Origin of the sequence: Microlunatus parietis (genome assembly GCF_013407955.1) — a bacterium.
In the GTDB taxonomy this organism is placed as follows: Bacteria; Actinomycetota; Actinomycetes; order Propionibacteriales; family Propionibacteriaceae; genus Microlunatus; species Microlunatus parietis.
In genome coordinates, this window is record NZ_JACCBU010000001.1 from 5,102,288 (window position 1) to 5,116,865 (window position 14,578).

General features: G+C 69.9%; 22 protein-coding genes and 1 tRNA gene. 14 read left to right on the forward strand and 9 right to left on the reverse strand.

Translation table 11 applies throughout. The features are described from left to right. Positions 1-81 precede the first annotated feature (81 nt). From BKA15_RS24545 to BKA15_RS24555, 3 genes are read left to right on the forward strand one after another with little or no spacing between them, the layout of a single operon-like run. Positions 82-2,079, forward strand: a complete 1,998-nt coding sequence (locus BKA15_RS24545) for a hypothetical protein (protein WP_179755265.1) — start codon at positions 82-84, stop codon at positions 2,077-2,079. 19 nt (positions 2,080-2,098) lie between these two features. After that, positions 2,099-2,890: a glutamate racemase gene (gene murI / locus BKA15_RS24550; protein ID WP_179755267.1), complete on the forward strand. Its 792-nt coding sequence runs from the start codon at positions 2,099-2,101 to the stop codon at positions 2,888-2,890. 12 nt (positions 2,891-2,902) lie between these two features. Next, positions 2,903-3,697, forward strand: a complete 795-nt coding sequence (locus tag BKA15_RS24555; RefSeq protein WP_179755269.1) for an MBL fold metallo-hydrolase — start codon at positions 2,903-2,905, stop codon at positions 3,695-3,697. Here BKA15_RS24555 and BKA15_RS24560 read toward each other — a convergent pair. From BKA15_RS24560 to rpmF, 5 genes are all read right to left on the reverse strand, one after another. Further along, positions 3,694-4,128 carry a DMT family transporter gene (locus BKA15_RS24560; protein ID WP_179755271.1) on the reverse strand — a complete coding sequence of 145 codons (435 nt, stop codon included), beginning with the start codon at positions 4,126-4,128 and terminating at the stop codon, positions 3,694-3,696. The genes BKA15_RS24555 and BKA15_RS24560 overlap by 4 nt on opposite strands. Then, a complete protein-coding gene (locus BKA15_RS24565) occupies positions 4,121-4,456 on the reverse strand; it encodes a DMT family transporter (protein ID WP_179755273.1) in 336 nt (111 codons plus the stop codon). Before BKA15_RS24565 ends, BKA15_RS24560 begins: the two co-directional genes overlap by 8 nt. Continuing rightward, complete coding sequence (locus BKA15_RS24570; protein ID WP_179755275.1) at positions 4,453-5,343, reverse strand: arginase family protein; 891 nt, start codon at positions 5,341-5,343, stop codon at positions 4,453-4,455. The genes BKA15_RS24565 and BKA15_RS24570 overlap by 4 nt, the downstream gene beginning before the upstream one ends. After that, positions 5,340-5,882 carry a MarR family winged helix-turn-helix transcriptional regulator gene (locus BKA15_RS24575; protein ID WP_179755277.1) on the reverse strand — a complete coding sequence of 181 codons (543 nt, stop codon included), beginning with the start codon at positions 5,880-5,882 and terminating at the stop codon, positions 5,340-5,342. The genes BKA15_RS24570 and BKA15_RS24575 overlap by 4 nt, the downstream gene beginning before the upstream one ends. Positions 5,883-5,992: 110 nt before the next feature. Next, a complete protein-coding gene (gene rpmF / locus BKA15_RS24580; RefSeq protein WP_246322417.1) occupies positions 5,993-6,187 on the reverse strand; it encodes a 50S ribosomal protein L32 in 195 nt (64 codons plus the stop codon). Positions 6,188-6,618: 431 nt separating this feature from the next. Between rpmF and BKA15_RS24585 the strand changes: the two genes are divergently transcribed. After that, positions 6,619-6,972 (forward strand): YciI family protein, encoded by a 354-nt coding sequence (locus tag BKA15_RS24585; protein ID WP_179755279.1) that lies wholly within the window; start codon positions 6,619-6,621, stop codon positions 6,970-6,972. Here the strand turns inward: BKA15_RS24585 and BKA15_RS24590 are convergent, their stop codons facing one another. Continuing rightward, positions 6,973-7,446, reverse strand: coding sequence for a hypothetical protein (locus BKA15_RS24590; RefSeq protein WP_179755281.1), 474 nt, complete (start codon positions 7,444-7,446; stop codon positions 6,973-6,975). A 76-nt stretch (positions 7,447-7,522) separates the two neighbouring features. Between BKA15_RS24590 and rph the strand changes: the two genes are divergently transcribed. From rph to aqpZ, 5 genes are all read left to right on the forward strand, one after another. Further along, positions 7,523-8,248 carry a ribonuclease PH gene (rph, locus tag BKA15_RS24595; protein ID WP_179755283.1) on the forward strand — a complete coding sequence of 242 codons (726 nt, stop codon included), beginning with the start codon at positions 7,523-7,525 and terminating at the stop codon, positions 8,246-8,248. Between the two features lie 2 nt (positions 8,249-8,250). Continuing rightward, positions 8,251-8,865 carry an RdgB/HAM1 family non-canonical purine NTP pyrophosphatase gene (rdgB, locus tag BKA15_RS24600; protein ID WP_179755285.1) on the forward strand — a complete coding sequence of 205 codons (615 nt, stop codon included), beginning with the start codon at positions 8,251-8,253 and terminating at the stop codon, positions 8,863-8,865. Then, entirely contained in the window at positions 8,862-9,656 is a 795-nt protein-coding gene (locus tag BKA15_RS24605) for a thymidylate synthase (RefSeq protein WP_179755287.1), read from the forward strand. The genes rdgB and BKA15_RS24605 overlap by 4 nt, the downstream gene beginning before the upstream one ends. Continuing rightward, positions 9,656-10,156, forward strand: a complete 501-nt coding sequence (locus tag BKA15_RS24610; RefSeq protein WP_179755289.1) for a dihydrofolate reductase — start codon at positions 9,656-9,658, stop codon at positions 10,154-10,156. The genes BKA15_RS24605 and BKA15_RS24610 overlap by 1 nt, the downstream gene beginning before the upstream one ends. Positions 10,157-10,241: 85 nt before the next feature. Beyond that, positions 10,242-11,015, forward strand: a complete 774-nt coding sequence (aqpZ, locus tag BKA15_RS24615) for an aquaporin Z (protein WP_179755291.1) — start codon at positions 10,242-10,244, stop codon at positions 11,013-11,015. Positions 11,016-11,030: 15 nt separating this feature from the next. On the opposite strand, the gene BKA15_RS24620 is transcribed toward aqpZ, so the two are convergent. Next, positions 11,031-11,825 (reverse strand): helix-turn-helix domain-containing protein, encoded by a 795-nt coding sequence (locus tag BKA15_RS24620; RefSeq protein WP_179755293.1) that lies wholly within the window; start codon positions 11,823-11,825, stop codon positions 11,031-11,033. A 120-nt stretch (positions 11,826-11,945) separates the two neighbouring features. Here BKA15_RS24620 and BKA15_RS24625 point away from each other — a divergent pair, with 120 nt between their 5' ends. The 3 genes from BKA15_RS24625 to BKA15_RS24635 all read left to right on the forward strand — a co-directional run bounded on the left by BKA15_RS24625 (position 11,946) and on the right by BKA15_RS24635 (position 12,906). Then, positions 11,946-12,296: a nuclear transport factor 2 family protein gene (locus BKA15_RS24625; RefSeq protein ID WP_179755295.1), complete on the forward strand. Its 351-nt coding sequence runs from the start codon at positions 11,946-11,948 to the stop codon at positions 12,294-12,296. 75 nt (positions 12,297-12,371) lie between these two features. Continuing rightward, positions 12,372-12,794 carry a CHRD domain-containing protein gene (locus BKA15_RS24630; protein WP_179755297.1) on the forward strand — a complete coding sequence of 141 codons (423 nt, stop codon included), beginning with the start codon at positions 12,372-12,374 and terminating at the stop codon, positions 12,792-12,794. A gap of 30 nt (positions 12,795-12,824) precedes the next feature. Then, positions 12,825-12,906 (forward strand) — tRNA-Leu (locus BKA15_RS24635). Positions 12,907-12,925: 19 nt separating this feature from the next. Here BKA15_RS24635 and bcp read toward each other — a convergent pair. Then, on the reverse strand, positions 12,926-13,405 hold the full coding sequence (gene bcp / locus BKA15_RS24640) for a thioredoxin-dependent thiol peroxidase (RefSeq protein WP_179755299.1): 480 nt from the start codon (positions 13,403-13,405) through the stop codon (positions 12,926-12,928). 130 nt (positions 13,406-13,535) lie between these two features. Between bcp and BKA15_RS24645 the strand changes: the two genes are divergently transcribed. Both BKA15_RS24645 and BKA15_RS24650 read left to right on the forward strand, forming a co-directional pair. Next, complete coding sequence (locus tag BKA15_RS24645) at positions 13,536-13,847, forward strand: DUF3618 domain-containing protein (protein WP_179755301.1); 312 nt, start codon at positions 13,536-13,538, stop codon at positions 13,845-13,847. 45 nt (positions 13,848-13,892) lie between these two features. After that, positions 13,893-14,189 (forward strand): GroES family chaperonin, encoded by a 297-nt coding sequence (locus tag BKA15_RS24650; protein WP_179758682.1) that lies wholly within the window; start codon positions 13,893-13,895, stop codon positions 14,187-14,189. Here the strand turns inward: BKA15_RS24650 and BKA15_RS24655 are convergent. After that, complete coding sequence (locus BKA15_RS24655) at positions 14,186-14,569, reverse strand: nitroreductase family deazaflavin-dependent oxidoreductase (RefSeq protein WP_179755303.1); 384 nt, start codon at positions 14,567-14,569, stop codon at positions 14,186-14,188. The genes BKA15_RS24650 and BKA15_RS24655 overlap by 4 nt on opposite strands. Positions 14,570-14,578 lie beyond the last annotated feature (9 nt).

Sequence of the window (14,578 nt, forward strand, 5' to 3'; positions counted from 1 at the left end):
CCGCGATCACGATCATTCGTGACGTGGCACACCGTTTCGTGTTCGCGTGATCGGTGTCGGAGACCGGCGAGGGGACTGATCATGACCTGGAGAAGGCGTACCCGAAGGACGGTCGCCGCTATCGCGATCGCAGGGGTGCTCGTCCTGGCGACGGCCCAGGCGCAGACGCTGCCGCAGCGGGTCGTCGGAATGCCGGCACCGCTGCTGGCCAACCCCGGATTCGATGCGGGCAACGGCTCCGGGCAACCGATCGGCTGGGCCGTCACCGGCCCGCAGGGGTCAGCGGTGGTGATCAACCGGGCCGCCGACCGGACCGCCGGGCTCGGCTCGCTGCAGCTGACCGACCCGGCCGCCGGGTCGGTCTCGGTGCGTACGGAGAAGATCGTCGCCACGCCGGGCCGGGACTACCGGCTGACCGCGAAGGTCAAGACCGGCAGCGGGACCCCGGCGTCGCTCTACCTCGAGTTCTGGGACTTCAACCGGGCCCGGGTCGGCGTCGTCGACGTCGTACCCGAGCCTTCGCCAGCCTGGCAGACGGTCACGCTGACGGCCAAGGCGCCGCCGACCGCGGCCCACGTGACCGCGCTGATCTACGGCACCCAGGCCCCCGCCGGCGTCTCGTACTGGGACGAAGTCGATCTTGAAGCCGCGGCGCCCGGCTACGACCCGCAGCTGACCGGGGCGCGGGAACTGTTCCTGGACGACTATCGGATCGAGTCGGCGCACGACGTCGGCCGGGTGGTCCATCCGGCGAAGGTGTCGCCGACCCCGGTGCTGCGGGCGGACCGGCCGTGGGAGCACAGCGCGTACATCTACGGCTCGGTGATCAAGATCGGCTCCACGTACCGGATGTGGTACACGTGCTACAACGACCAGCCGCCGAACTATCACCTCTGCTACGCCGAGTCCAAGGACCTGAAGACCTGGACCAAGCCGCTCGGCCGCGGCTCGGTCGGGTACGGCGACCTGCCGGCGTCGAAGACCAACATCGTCGACGAGGGCGGCGGCACGATCGCCTACAACCCGGAGGCTCCTGCCGATCGTCGCTACGCGGGGCTGGTCTTCCGGTCCGGCACCGTGAACGACACCCTCGGCTACTACATCCGATTCTCCGCCGACGGCTACACCTGGACCGAGGCGACCGCCAAGCCGCAGCTGCTGGACGGCGACGTCTCCAACCTGACCTGGGATCCGGTGACCAAGCGGTATGTGGCGACGATCAAGAAGCGGATGTTCACCGCGCGGACGCCGGGCACCTACGAGCGGTCGGCGTTCGTGTCGACCAGCCCGGACGCGATCACCTGGACCGAGCCGACGCTCGCGGTCAGCGGCGACTACGCCGACGACGGACGGGCCGAGCAGCTCGGCGGCCTGGAGGGCCAGATCTACGGCATGCCGGCGATCCGGTACGAGAGCACGTACCTCGGCTTCCCCTGGGTCTTCTCGCTGACCGACTTCACGTCCGGCGAGTACAAGTCGGCGGCCGACGGCCCGGTCGAGGTCCAGGTCGCCTCGTCCCGGGATCTGCTCGACTGGCACCGGCCGGTCCGTGAGCCGGTGATCAAGACCGGGACGCCCGGCGCCTGGAACGACGGCGCGCACTACACCGCGAGCACCCTGCACGTGACGCCGGAGACGGTCAGCCTGCTCTACGGGGCGTTCAACAACGAGCATGGCGGCGCCGACCGGAGCGATCCGAACCGGGACCGCCACGTGGCCCATATCGGCCTGGCCAGTTGGCGCCGGGACGGCTGGGTGTCGCTCAGCAACGGCGCCGCCGGTGGCGTCGGTGACCCGGGCCAGTTGATCACGAAGCCGATCACCGTGCCGGCCGGGCGGCTGCACCTGAACGCGACGGCCCGCCCGGAGGGGAAGCTCGTGGTCGAGGTGCTCGACGAGCAGGGCCGGGTGATCGACGGCTTCGGCCGCGACCAGGCGGTGCCGATCACCGGCGACCGGCTGGACGCCGAGGTCACCTGGCGCGGCGGCCGGCAGCTGTCCGAGTTCCGCGGCCAGCAGGTGAAGCTGCGGATCTCGATCGAGAACGCCGACCTCTACTCCTTCTGGTTCGCCGACTGAGCAGCATTACGCTGTACTAGTGAATCCACAGGCGCCGATCGGGATCTTCGATTCGGGGTTCGGCGGGCTGACCGTCGCCCGGGCGGTGCTGGACCAGTTGCCGTACGAGGACGTGCTCTACCTGGGCGACACCGCCCGCGCCCCGTACGGCGAGAAGCCGTTGGCCGAGGTTCGCGAGTACGCGCTGGAGTGCCTGGATCACCTGGTCGAGCAGGACGTCAAGCTGCTCGTGATCGCCTGCAACTCGGCCAGCTCGGCCGTGCTGCGGGACGCCCGGGAGCGCTACCCGGTGCCGGTGGTCGAAGTGATCCTGCCGGCCGCACGGCGCGCGGTGGCGGCGACCGGGACGGGCCGGGTCGGGGTGATCTGCACCGAGGCCACGGCGACCTCGCTGTCGTATGACGACGCGTTCGCGGCGGCACCGCAGGTCGAGCTGCACACGGCAGCCTGCCCGCGGTTCGTCGAGTTCGTCGAGGCCGGGATCACCGGTGGGCCGGAGCTGCTGGCCTGCGCCGAGGAATACCTGAAACCCTTGCAGGTGGCCGATATCGACACGTTGATCTTGGGCTGCACGCACTATCCGCTGCTCACCGGCGTGATCTCGTACGTGATCGGCGACGTGACCCTGGTGTCCAGCGCGGAGGAGTGCGCCAAGGAGGCGTACGCCGTGCTGACCCGGCTCGGGTTGGTGCACGAGACGCCGCGCCGGAGCAGCACGCGGTTCCTCACCACCGGCAGCCCGGACCAGTTCGCCCGGCTGGGACAGCGGCTGATGCCCGGCATGATCAACATCGTGGAGCAGTTCAGCTGAGGAAAGGTGATCATGAAGCTGACCGTCGTCGGGTGCAGCGGTTCCGGGTCCGGCCCGGAGTCGCCGGCCTCGAGCTATCTGGTCCAGGCCGACCACGAGGGCCGTACCTTCTCGCTGCTGCTGGACCTCGGACCGGGCTCGTTCGGGGCGCTCTACCGCTACGTCGACCCGGCCGACGTCGAGGCCGTCCTGCTCAGCCATCTGCACCCCGATCACTGTCTGGACCTGTGCGCCCTGTACGTCGGCGCCAGCTACTCGCCGACCGCGCCCTGGCGGCCGGCCGCCGTCTACGGGCCGGCCGACACCGCTGAACGGCTGGTCCGCGCCTACGACGTCGCGGTGCCGCCCGGCACCGAACCGGCCGAACCCGGCCGCGGCATCGCCGACTACTTCGACTACCGGACCTGGCAGCCGAGCCAGCAGATCGGGCCGTTCGACGTCACCGTGACCCGGGTTGCGCACCCCGTCGAGGCGTACGGGATCCGGCTCACCGAGCGGGCCGGGAGCGGCGCCTCCCTGGTGTTCTCCGGCGACACCGGCCCGTCGCCGGCGCTGACCGAGCTGGCTTCCGGCGCCGACCTGCTGCTGATCGAGGCGTCGTTCCTGGACCGACCGGACAACCCGGCCGGGCTGCACCTGTCCGGGCGGCAGGCCGCGGAGCTCGGCAGCGCCGCCGGCGTCGGCGCCGTGGTGCTGACCCATATCCCGCCCTGGCACGACCCGGACCGGGTGCTCGCCGAGGCGACCCCGCACTTCGCGGGTTCGGTCGAGCTGGCCCGGTCCGGGGCGCGCTGGACGATCGGCTAGGCCTTGGCTCCAGGGGAGCCGGGGGATGTCCTGCGGGGAGAGCCGGCGGACGCGGCTCGGGCGTCGCCGTTGAGCAGGACGGAGCCGGCGATGACGGCGAGCAGGGCGAGGGCCTTGATGATCGTGATCTGCTCTCCGAGCCAACCGATGCTGATGACGGATACGGCCGCGGTGCTCAAGCCGAGCAGGGCGTAGGCGTTGGTGGGCGGCACCAGGCGCAGCGCCAGGGTGAAGAGAACGAGCTCGGCAACAAAGGCCAGGATGGCGGCGGTGGCGAGCAGGGGATGGGTGAACCCGGCCGAAGCGTCCAGCGCAAACACCTGCACGACGTCCAGGGCGATGGCGAGGAAGAGTGCGGTCCACGCCTGGATGCCCCGTCTGGTCGGCCGACGGTCCTTTCCGGCGCTCCGGTGCCGTCCGGCTTCAGCCATGGCCGGCACCGAGGCGCAGGACGCTGACGCCCATGATGATCAAGGCCAGTCCGACGACCTTGCGCAGGGTCACGGTCTCCCCGAGCCGGACCACGCCGACGACGGCGATCACCGCGGTGGCACCGGAGAAGAAGACGGCGTCGGCAATGGCGGTCGGGACGCTTCGTAACGCCTGGGCGAACGCCCACAGTCCGACCAGGTATGCCGCTGCGGCGAGGACGAAGCGGGCCACGGCGGCACGGCGTCGGCGGCTGGCGGCGACCCGGTCGAGCGCGACGGTGCCGGCGACGTCTCCGCCGATCGCCACCAGCAGCAGCAGCCAGCTCATGTCACTTCGGCCGTCGCGAACGCAGCGGCGAGATAGTCGATGATCTTGTGGGCCTGGTGCCTGTCGGGATCGAGGTCGGGGTTGTAGTCCGTGAGCGACAGGCCGATGCACCCGCTGGCCAACCCGGCGGTGGTGACGGCCAGCAGATCGTCCCAGCTCAGGCCGCCGGGCTGGCGATAGTCCACGGCCGGCAGGGCCTCGGTGGTCAGCACGTCGAGATCCACGTGCAGCCACCACGGCAGTCCGGCGCTTCGGAAACCCCGCACCGCGTCACCGGCCGCTTCCGCGGCTCGGCCGCGGAGCTGTTCGTCGGTGAGCATCGTGATCGTCGAGGCGAGGGAGCTGACCCGGTGCTCGTCGAGTTCCGCGTGATCGCGCGGTCCGAGCGCGACCACCTGGTCGGCGGCGAGGTCGGGGAGCTGGGTGATCAGGGCCGCGGCCAGGCCCTCGCGATGATGCCCGAGGGCCAGGCCGAGCTCGCAGTCGGCCGTCTCGCCCGTGGTGCTGTCGTGGGGTGGCCAAGCGTCCTCGTGGCCGTCCACGAAGAGCAGTCCGGCGTCGCCGCGCTCCTCCTGCACACCCTTCAACGTCCCGAGCAGGAGCGAGCAGTCGCCGCCCAGCACGAGCGGGAAGTGTCCGTCGCGCAGGGCCTGCGGCACCGCACGTCGTACCGCTGCCGTCATCGTGATCAACGAGTCCAGTGCCAGCAGCCCGCTCGACGGGTCGCGGACGGGGGACGGCGTGCCGACGTCGACGTACAGCATGCTGTCGGTCGTCATCTCCCACGACCGCTGCATGATTCCCGCGTTCAGCAGTGCGGCCGGACCGCCGGCGACGCTGGTGACCGTGCCCGCCGAGTTGAAGGGCACTCCGATGATCTTGATCATGCGTTTCGCTCCTCGTCGGCGTGCTCGTGTCGCTGGCTGGCGCATTCAACCGGGCAGTTGGCCGGCGGGCAGCTGCCGATGTCACAGAGCCGGCAAATCTCGTCGCCGCGCTGCGCGCTGGTGGTCAGTCGGCTCAGGACGTGCTCCAGCGTCGCCTCCAATGACTGGCGCTCCGCGTCCTCCAGCCCTTCGAGCAGGGGGTCGAGAACCTCGGCTCGCGCCCGCAGGACACGGCCGGCCCGTTCCCGCCCCGCCTCGGTGAGTCGGAGCGCCAACGACCGGCGGTCCGCTCCTGGCTCGCGGACCAGCAGGCCGCCCGCCTGCAAGGCATCGACCGTCCGGACCGTCGCGGGCTGACTGATGCCCAGGCAACGCCGCAGCTGCTCGATCGTCAATCCCGGGTACTGGGCCACTGTGGCCAGCGCCGCAGCAGTCACCCCGGCGCGACCCGCCGTGACCTCGGTGACCTCCGCCAGGCGGTCGTGCACACCGACAACGACCGCGCCCAGGAGGTTCACCACCCGTAACCCATACTCCATGCATATATTGTAGCCGCGGCCCTGGCGCGCCCCGGACCAGGTGCTCGCCGTGGCCCCGCGCTGCGCGGGTTCGGTCGAGCTGCCCCGGTCCGGGCGCGTCGGACGAGTGGCTACGGCTCGCGCGGCGGCAGCACCTGCCGACCCTGGTAGCGACCGCAGGCCGGGCAGGCCTGGTGCTTCGGGGTCAGCTCACCGCAGGCCGGGTTGGCGCACCGGGTCAGCGGCACGGCGGAGATCCGCCGCCACTGCGCGCGGTGCCGCCGGACCCGGGACCGGGAACGTCGTCGAAACATCGAACTGGACATGATCGAACTCCTTGTGTCGGGGGATGCGATGACCGAGGAGTCGAGGCGGGTCACGGCCGACCTCGGGCCGGAGCACGAGCGCGTGCCGGGCCGTGTGGTCGGGAACGATCCGGTCGCGGGCAGACCGACGAACCGGAGGAATTCCGGTGATCACGAAGGATTCCCCTCAGAGCAGGCGGACCGTCACGGTCCGCGGAGGCGGGTACGCCAACGCCGCCGCGCACCGGATCGGTGGGCAGCGGCCTGCCCGGAGCTATGAGGCTTCCGGGCTCTCCGAGGGTGGATTCACCCGCCGCACCATAGTGGCGGATTCCTGGCCGAGCCAGCGATTTTCGGCAGCCACTTCTGGGAGAGTGTCGGATCGGGACCGTGGCGTTCGTGGAGTGGGCGAGCGGCCCGTTCGGGGTCGCCAGGTCCGAGAGGAGACGACAGTGCCGCAATACCTGATCGCGTTCAACGACGAGTGGGTGCCCAAGCACACGCCGGAGGAGCTCACCGCGAAGGGCGTCGCCGTCCGCGCAGTGTCGGCCGAGATGAAGGAGGTCGGCATCCTTCGGTACGAGAACGGGGGCATCGATGCCTCGACCGTGGTGTGCAGCGTCCAGGCCAGGGACGGGAAGCCGATCTTCACCGACGGGCCGTACGTCGAGACGAAGGAGCACCTCGGCGGATTCTGTGTCATCGAGGTGCCGGACGACGAGGCGGCCCGCTACTGGGCCGGCCGGATGGCGGTCGCCCTCGACTGGCCCCAGGAGGTGCACCGCTTCCCCGACCACACCTCCTGATCAACCGAGCCGGCGGGCGGCCAGCCAGTCCTGCAGCAGGTCGGCCTTCTCGGTCCGGCCGAGCAGGCGGTACGCCCGCGCCCAGACGGCCGGGTCCGCCAGTGGGATGCCATGCCAGGTCCCGGTGATCCGGGTCGGCAAGGGCTCCATCCCGGCGGGTCCGCGCAGGGCGAAGTTGATCATCAGGTCCAGGTGATCATGGACTTTGAGACAGCGGTCGGTGCCGTAGACGCCGTCCGTCCTGGTGCCGTCGCGATAGGGCAGTCCGGCGCGATCGAGCGCGGCGATCACGGCCTCGGCCGGGGCATCGACGGTGACGTCCCAGTCGTGCGCGACGTCGGCCAGCCCGAGGGCGACGAGCAGCCCCGACCCGCCCACGGCCGGTTGCCACCCCTCCGCCTGCAGCACGGCCAGTAGCCGGTCCAAAGCCTCCCGGGGCGGTAGCCGCGGGGCATCGGTCTGGGGCTGTGTCACCGCGCCAGTGTCCCAGCTCAGCCGATTCCCACCTCCCGTACCTCCACCGGGCTGCGCCCTACTAGGGTGGGCTGCCGTGACGATACGAGCCGACGGACGGGCCAACGACCAGCTACGCGACGTGAAGATCACGCGGGGGTGGCTGGACCACGCCGAGGGATCGGTGCTGGTCGAGTTCGGCCACACCCGGGTGTTGATCGCGGCCAGCGTGACCGAGGGCGTGCCGCGGTGGCGGAAAGGTTCCGGGCTCGGTTGGGTGACCAGCGAGTACGCGATGCTGCCCCGCTCCACCCACACCAGGTCGGATCGCGAGTCGATCAAGGGTCGGGTCGGCGGCCGGACCCACGAGATCAGCCGGCTGATCGGCCGCAGCCTGCGCGCGGTGATCGACTACCAGGCGCTCGGCGAGAACACCATCGTCCTCGACTGCGACGTGCTGCAGGCCGACGGCGGCACCCGGACCGCCTCGATCACCGGTGCATACGTCGCGCTGGCCGACGCGGTCGACTGGCTGCGGCACCGCAACCTGCTGGCGGGCGAGCCGCTGACCGGGTCGGTGGCCGCCGTGTCGGTGGGCGTGGTCGGCGGCGACCCGATGCTCGATCTCTGCTACACCGAGGATGCCGCCGCCGAGGTGGATATGAACGTGGTGATGAGCGGCGCCGGCGAGTTCATCGAGGTGCAGGGCACGGCCGAGGGCAAGCCGTTCGACCGGACCACGCTGGACGACCTGCTCGAGCTCGGCAGCGCCGGCTGCGTGGCGCTGACCCGGCTGCAGGAGAAGGCCCTGGCGGGTCGTTGAACATGGAGTCCGTCGTCCTGGCCACCGCCAACCCGAAGAAGCTGGCCGAACTGCGCCGACTGGTGGCCGCCGCCGGGCTGAACGTGACGGTGCACGGGCTCGGCGAGGTGGCGGACTACCCGCCGCCGGCCGAGACCGAGCCGACCTTCGAGGGCAACGCGTTGATCAAGGCCCGGGCCTGTGTGGCGGCGACCGGCCTGCCGGCGCTCGCGGACGACTCCGGGATCGCCGTCGACGTGCTGAACGGCATGCCGGGGGTACGGTCCGCGCGCTGGGCCGGGCCGGACGCCACCGACGAGGACAACAACGCGCTGCTGCTGCGGCAGCTGGACGACGTGCCGGACGAGCGCCGTACCGCACGGTTCGTCTGCACCATGGCGCTGGTCCTTCCGGACGGGACCGAGCACGTACGGACCGGGGAGATGCACGGGCGGCTGCTCCGGTCGCCGGCCGGCGTGCGCGGCTTCGGCTACGACCCGCTGTTCGTCACCGACGGGCAGACGGTGACCAATGCCGAGTTGACCGGGGAGGCCAAGGACGCGATCAGCCATCGCGGCAAGGCGGTCCGGGCGATCCTCGAGGTGTTGACCGACGAACTGGGAAGGGCCCGGACGTGAAGACCTATCTCGACCTTCTTGATCATGTCCTGACCAACGGCGTCCGGAAGGGTGACCGGACCGGGACCGGCACCCTGAGCACGTTCGGTTATCAGCTCCGGTTCGACCTGGCACAAGGTTTTCCGCTGCTGACGACCAAGAAGTTGCACACCAAGTCGATCTTCGCCGAGCTGCTCTGGTTCATCGCCGGCTCGACGAACGTCCGGCCGCTGCAGGAGCAGGGCGTGTCGATCTGGGACGAGTGGGCCGACGAGGACGGCGACCTCGGCCCGATCTATGGCTACCAGTGGCGATCCTGGCCGACCCACGACGGTCGGCATCTTGATCAACTCGCTGCGGTGATCGACGGGATTAAGACGAATCCGGACTCGCGGCGGCACCTGGTCAGCGCCTGGAACGTGGCCGATCTCGACCAGATGGCGCTGCCGCCGTGCCACACGATGTTCCAGTTCTACGTCGCCGAGGGGCGGCTGTCCTGCCAGCTGTATCAGCGGTCCGCGGACATCTTCCTCGGCGTACCGTTCAACATCGCCTCGTACGCGCTGCTGACCAGCATGATCGCCCAGGTCTGCGACCTGGCCCCGGGCGAGTTCGTGCACACACTGGGCGACGCGCACCTCTACCTGAACCACGTCGAGCAGGCCAAGACCCAGCTGCAGCGGGAGCCGCGGCCGCTGCCGAAGTTGATCATGAACCCGGACGTCAAGGACATCGACGCGTTCACGCTGGCCGATTTCGCGATCGATGGCTACCACCCGTACCCGGGGATCAAGGCCCCGATCGCCGTCTGATGCGCGAAGAGCCTGGTCCCGGATCGATCGTCGCGATCGCCGCGTACGCCCGCAACAGCGTGATCGGCAACGGCCCGGACATCCCCTGGCGGATCTCCGAGGACTGGAAGCGGTTCCGCCGGGTCACCACCGGGCACGTGCTGATCATGGGCCGGAAGACGTACGAGTCGATCGGACGCCCGCTGCCCGGCCGGCACACGATCGTGATCACCCGCGATCCGGACTGGCGGGCCGACGGCGTGATCACCGCCGACGGCCTGGACCGGGCGATCGCCCTGGCCCGCGAACGGCACCCGGAGTCGATCATCTTCATCGCCGGCGGCGGCGAGATCTATCGGGCCGCCTGGGACCGTACCGAGTTCCTCGACGTGACCGAGGTGGATGCCGAGCCGGAGGGCGACGTCACCTTCCCGGTGATCGATCCGGAGGAGTGGCGCGAGCTGTCCCGGGAGCCGCGAGACGGCTTCGCCTGGGTCGGTTATCGGCGGGTCGTCGCCTGAATCATTGCCTGAGCAGCGATCTCGGCTGACAATGCCGGAATCGGGCCCGTCATCCCGATGGGCCCACGGCAAGGAGGAGATCTCCATGACAGAGCCTCGCTTGGCCGCCAAACTGGGCGCCGAGTTCCTGGGCACGTTCTGGCTGGTCTTCGGGGGATGCGGCAGCGCGGTGCTGGCCGCGATGTTCCTGTCCGCCGATCCCGGCACCAACACCCAAGTCCAGCTCGGGATCGGCTTCGTCGGCGTCGCCCTGGCGTTCGGCCTGACCGTGCTGACCGGCGCGTACGCCTTCGGGCACGTATCCGGCGGCCACTTCAACCCGGCCGTGACGATCGGCCTGGCGATCGCGAAGCGATTCGAGTGGAGGGGTGTGCTGCCCTACATCGTGACCCAGATCGTCGCCGCATCGTTCGCCGGGCTGGTGTTGTTCATCGTCGCCGCCGGCAAGGACGGCTTCAACGCGGTGGAGAGCGGGTTCGCGACCAACGGGTTCGGTGATCGTTCGCCGGGCGGTTACAGCCTGCTGGCGGCGTTGATCATCGAGGTGGTGCTCACCGCGGTGTTCCTCTACATCATTCTCGGCGCCACCGACGACCGGGCGCCGAAGGGCTTCGCGCCGATCGCGATCGGCCTCGGACTGACCCTGATCCACCTGGTCAGCATCCCGGTCACGAACACCTCGGTGAACCCGGCCCGTTCCCTCGGCGTCGCCTGGTTCGCCGGCGGGGCGGCATTGTCGCAGGTCTGGTTGTTCATCGTCGCGCCGATCATCGGGGCGGCGATCGCCGGCTTCACGTACGCGCTGATCACCGGGGCCAACGCGACGCCGGTGGACGAGGGGGTCGCCAACAACCCCTGATCCCTCCATACGGGTTCAAGGCCCGGCGTCGGTCGCTGCCAGGGCGAACCGGCGCCGGGTCTCCTCGTCCGCGGGCACGAACGTCTCCAGGTGCAGGCCCTCCAGGGTCGCGTCCGCCGCCGTGGTCAGCCGGCTCGAGACGCTGAACAGCCGCAGCACCCCGCCGTCGACGGCCAGTTCGAGGGCGAGCACCGGACCGGTGATCACCGGACGGCCGGCCGGCCGAAGCCGCGACTCGACCTCGACGGCCAATTCCTCGAGCCGAGGGTCGTGGGTGCGCTCGGCCCGGGCCACCAACTGGTGGTGCAGGTGCGCGGTCCATCGATCGAAGTTCACGATCCGCGGCGCCAGGCCGTCCGGGTGCACCGAGAGCCTGATCACGTTGATCGGCGGCTCCAACAGCTCCGGCGCGCAGCCGGCCAGCAGCGGGTCGACACCGGCGTTGGAGTCGACCACGTCCCAGTGATCATCGAGCAGCAGCGCCGGGTACGGCAGATGCGCGTCGAGCAGCCGGCGCAGCCCGTCCATCACCACCGACACGCCCGCGCTGTCCAGCTGTTGATCTTGGTAGCGAGGCGCGTAACCGGCCGCCAGCAGCAGTTGGTTCCGGTCCCGCAGCGGGACCTCCAGATGGTCGGCGAGCCGGATGATCATCTCCGCCGTCGGATGGGCCTTGCCAGTCTCGACCCGGCTGACGTGCCGAGTGGAGATGTCCGAACGGTCGGAGAGTTCCTGCTGGCTGTAGCGACGGCGCTCGCGCCACTGGCGCAGCAGCGGCCCGACCGGACGCTGCTCGGCGGTGCTGATCATGGTCGCCACCCTAACTCCGCGGGTCCGGTCCGTCATGACCTCTGAGGTCATGGTCCGTGGACGCCACCTCGGGTCAGGCTTGCTCCCGTCAACACCACGGAACCACGAAGGAGCAAGATCATGAACGACATCGTCAAGGCCTACCTCGCCACCTGGAACGCCGACGGCGCCGACCGCGACCGACTGCTGGCCGAGCACTGGTCGGAGACGGTCGGCTACACGGACCCGCTCGCCGAGGTGTCCGGCCACGCGGGCATCAGCGCCGTGATCGACGGCGCCCGCCAGCAGTTCCCGGGCTTCGTCTTCACCCCGGTCGGCGAGCCCGACGGCCACCACCGGCAGGTCCGGTTCCAGTGGGGCCTGGGCCCCGAGGGTGCCGAGCCGATCGTGATCGGCTTCGACGTCATCGTGTTGGACGAGCAGGGCCGGATCAGCGACGTCCGGGGCTTCCTGGACAAGATTCCCGGCTGACCGTCGACTCAGCTATGGCGCCGGGGTGCGCAGCGGCGTAGAACGGGAGGATCGACTGCTCATCGAGGAGGAGCCATGTCCAAGCTCGCACGGATCGTCATCCCGGCGGCCATCGTCACGGCCGGTTTCATCGGTAGCCCGGCCGCGGCAGCCGCGCCGGCCATTCCGTTGAGCGGCGGCCAGGAGACACAGGCCGCCGACCCCGACGGCCACGGGTTCTTCACCTACACGCTGGAGGGAACCGAGTTCTGCTGGACCCTCTCCTGGAAGGACATCGAGGCTCCGACCGCCGCGCACATCCACGTCGGCAAACGGCAGGTCGCCGGTCCCGTGGTCATCCCGCTGGACGTCGACGGCGCGCCCGGACCCGACCCGGCCGGCTGCACGACGATCGGCACGGAACTGGCCTCGGCGATCAAGGCCGACCCGCGCAACTACTACGCCAACGTTCACAACGGGCCGTTTCCGGGCGGTGCCATCCGCGGCCAACTCAAGTAGCGACAGCCTGGGTAGGATGATCCGGCACCAGCCGAAGTGGTGGAACTGGTAGACACGCGGCACTTAGGATGCCGTACCCACGGGTGTGCGGGTTCGAGTCCCGCCTTCGGCACTCCCGTGGGGCGTCCTGATCAGACTCCGAGATCGCGTCGCAGCTTGGCGACGTGGCCGGTCGCCTTCACGTTGTACTGCGCGACGGCGATGGTGCCGTCGCCGTCGCCGTCCACGTCGATCACGAACGTCGAGCGGATGACGGCCTGGATCAACTTCCCGTACAGCATCTTCTCGCCGAACGACGCGTACGCCTCCAGCGTCGACTTGTCCTCGTCGGACAGCAGCGGGAAGGACACGGACTCGGTGTCGCGGAACTGGGCCAGCTTCTTGACCGGGTCCGGCGAGATGCCGAGGACCTGCAGGCCGGCTTGGTCCAGGTCAGGAGCGGCGGCCGTGAAGTCGACCGCCTGGGTGGTGCAGCCGGGGGTCATCGCGGCCGGGTAGAAGTAGACGATCACCCGTTGGCCGGCGAAGTCGGACAACGAGACCGGCTTGCCGTCCGCGTCGGGCAGGGAGAAGGCGGGCGCGGCGTCGCCCGCGGTCAGTCGCTCGGTCATGGTGAGCACCCTACGGCCTGAACTTCACGGCCACGGCCGGGGCACGGCCTGCACAACGGGCCAGGTGCAATACGCTGTTGCGGGTTGACGGTACGGGGTCGCAGCAGAATCGGTCGAAGGAGGAACAGCGATGGCGACGGAAGCGCAGCGCCCGGAGCGGACGCGGGACCAGATCGAAACCGACCTCGCGGCGGCTCGAGCGCGGCTCGGTCACTCCGTGGAGCAGCTGATCGATCAGGTGCACCCGACCCGGATCAAGCAGCGGCAGATCGCGGGCCTGAAGGACTGGGTCTCCGCCGAGCTGGAGAACGCCAAGGCGCAGTTCGTCAACGAGGACGGGAGGGTACGGACCGAGCGCCTCGCCGTGATCGGTGGGGCCGTGGCCGGCTTCGTCACCTTCGTGGTCATCGTCCGCGCGATCGTACGGAAGAGGAAAAGCTGACTCGTGGCTGATCAAACAGGCAGCGCAGACCCGCTGCCGATTCGGATGCTGCACGACCGTCTCCTGGTTTCGGCCGAGAGCGAGGCGGGGGAGCGCCGAAGCGGGGGAGGGATCGTCATCCCGGCGACCGTGTCCATCGGACGGCGGTTGGCCTGGGCCAAGGTCGTCGCGGTCGGTGCCGGTGTCCGGACCGTCAAGGTGGACGACCGCGTGCTGTACGACCCGGCCGACCGGGCCGAGGTCGAGGTGCGCAACAAGGACTACGTCCTGCTGCGGGAGCGGGACCTGCACGCTGTCGCCGCCGAACGGCTGTCCGACGGCAACACCGGCCTCTACCTCTAGCGCACCCGGTCCAGATAGAGAAAGTCCTTCACGTCGGCCAGGGCGAGCACCTGGCTGACGAACACCTTCGGCATGTGCCGGCGGGTCTCGTCGCGCCCGACGCGCGGGTTGGTCAGTGCGTACCGTCGGCCCCGGGTCAGCAGGTCGCAGCCGCCGCCGGCGAGCACGTTCTTCACCCAGTCCGCGTCCGGCCCGTAGGTGAGCGCGATGACAAAGCCGTCGTCGGCGCGGAAGACGTTGAGCGGGGTACGGAACTCCCGGCCGGACCGGCGACCGCGATGGATCACGATGCCGAAGCCCGGCAGCCGGTCGGCGATGTGCCGGGCGAAGCGGTTGAGCCCGACCCGATTGCGTTCGGCGATCTTCCTGGAAAACACCATGTCCCTGGT

Coding starts and splice junctions, on each gene's coding strand:
- BKA15_RS24545 (WP_179755265.1), top strand. CDS start 82: ATGACCTGGAGAAGGCGTACCCGAAGGACGGTCGCCGCTATCGCGATC.
- BKA15_RS24555 (WP_179755269.1), top strand. CDS start 2,903: ATGAAGCTGACCGTCGTCGGGTGCAGCGGTTCCGGGTCCGGCCCGGAG.
- BKA15_RS24560 (WP_179755271.1), bottom strand. CDS start 4,128: ATGGCTGAAGCCGGACGGCACCGGAGCGCCGGAAAGGACCGTCGGCCG.
- BKA15_RS24565 (WP_179755273.1), bottom strand. CDS start 4,456: ATGAGCTGGCTGCTGCTGCTGGTGGCGATCGGCGGAGACGTCGCCGGC.
- BKA15_RS24570 (WP_179755275.1), bottom strand. CDS start 5,343: ATGATCAAGATCATCGGAGTGCCCTTCAACTCGGCGGGCACGGTCACC.
- BKA15_RS24575 (WP_179755277.1), bottom strand. CDS start 5,882: ATGGAGTATGGGTTACGGGTGGTGAACCTCCTGGGCGCGGTCGTTGTC.
- rpmF (WP_246322417.1), bottom strand. CDS start 6,187: ATGTCCAGTTCGATGTTTCGACGACGTTCCCGGTCCCGGGTCCGGCGG.
- rdgB (WP_179755285.1), top strand. CDS start 8,251: ATGGAGTCCGTCGTCCTGGCCACCGCCAACCCGAAGAAGCTGGCCGAA.
- BKA15_RS24610 (WP_179755289.1), top strand. CDS start 9,656: ATGCGCGAAGAGCCTGGTCCCGGATCGATCGTCGCGATCGCCGCGTAC.
- aqpZ (WP_179755291.1), top strand. CDS start 10,242: ATGACAGAGCCTCGCTTGGCCGCCAAACTGGGCGCCGAGTTCCTGGGC.
- BKA15_RS24620 (WP_179755293.1), bottom strand. CDS start 11,825: ATGATCAGCACCGCCGAGCAGCGTCCGGTCGGGCCGCTGCTGCGCCAG.
- BKA15_RS24625 (WP_179755295.1), top strand. CDS start 11,946: ATGAACGACATCGTCAAGGCCTACCTCGCCACCTGGAACGCCGACGGC.
- BKA15_RS24630 (WP_179755297.1), top strand. CDS start 12,372: ATGTCCAAGCTCGCACGGATCGTCATCCCGGCGGCCATCGTCACGGCC.
- bcp (WP_179755299.1), bottom strand. CDS start 13,405: ATGACCGAGCGACTGACCGCGGGCGACGCCGCGCCCGCCTTCTCCCTG.
- BKA15_RS24645 (WP_179755301.1), top strand. CDS start 13,536: ATGGCGACGGAAGCGCAGCGCCCGGAGCGGACGCGGGACCAGATCGAA.
- BKA15_RS24650 (WP_179758682.1), top strand. CDS start 13,893: ATGCTGCACGACCGTCTCCTGGTTTCGGCCGAGAGCGAGGCGGGGGAG.
- BKA15_RS24655 (WP_179755303.1), bottom strand. CDS start 14,569: ATGGTGTTTTCCAGGAAGATCGCCGAACGCAATCGGGTCGGGCTCAAC.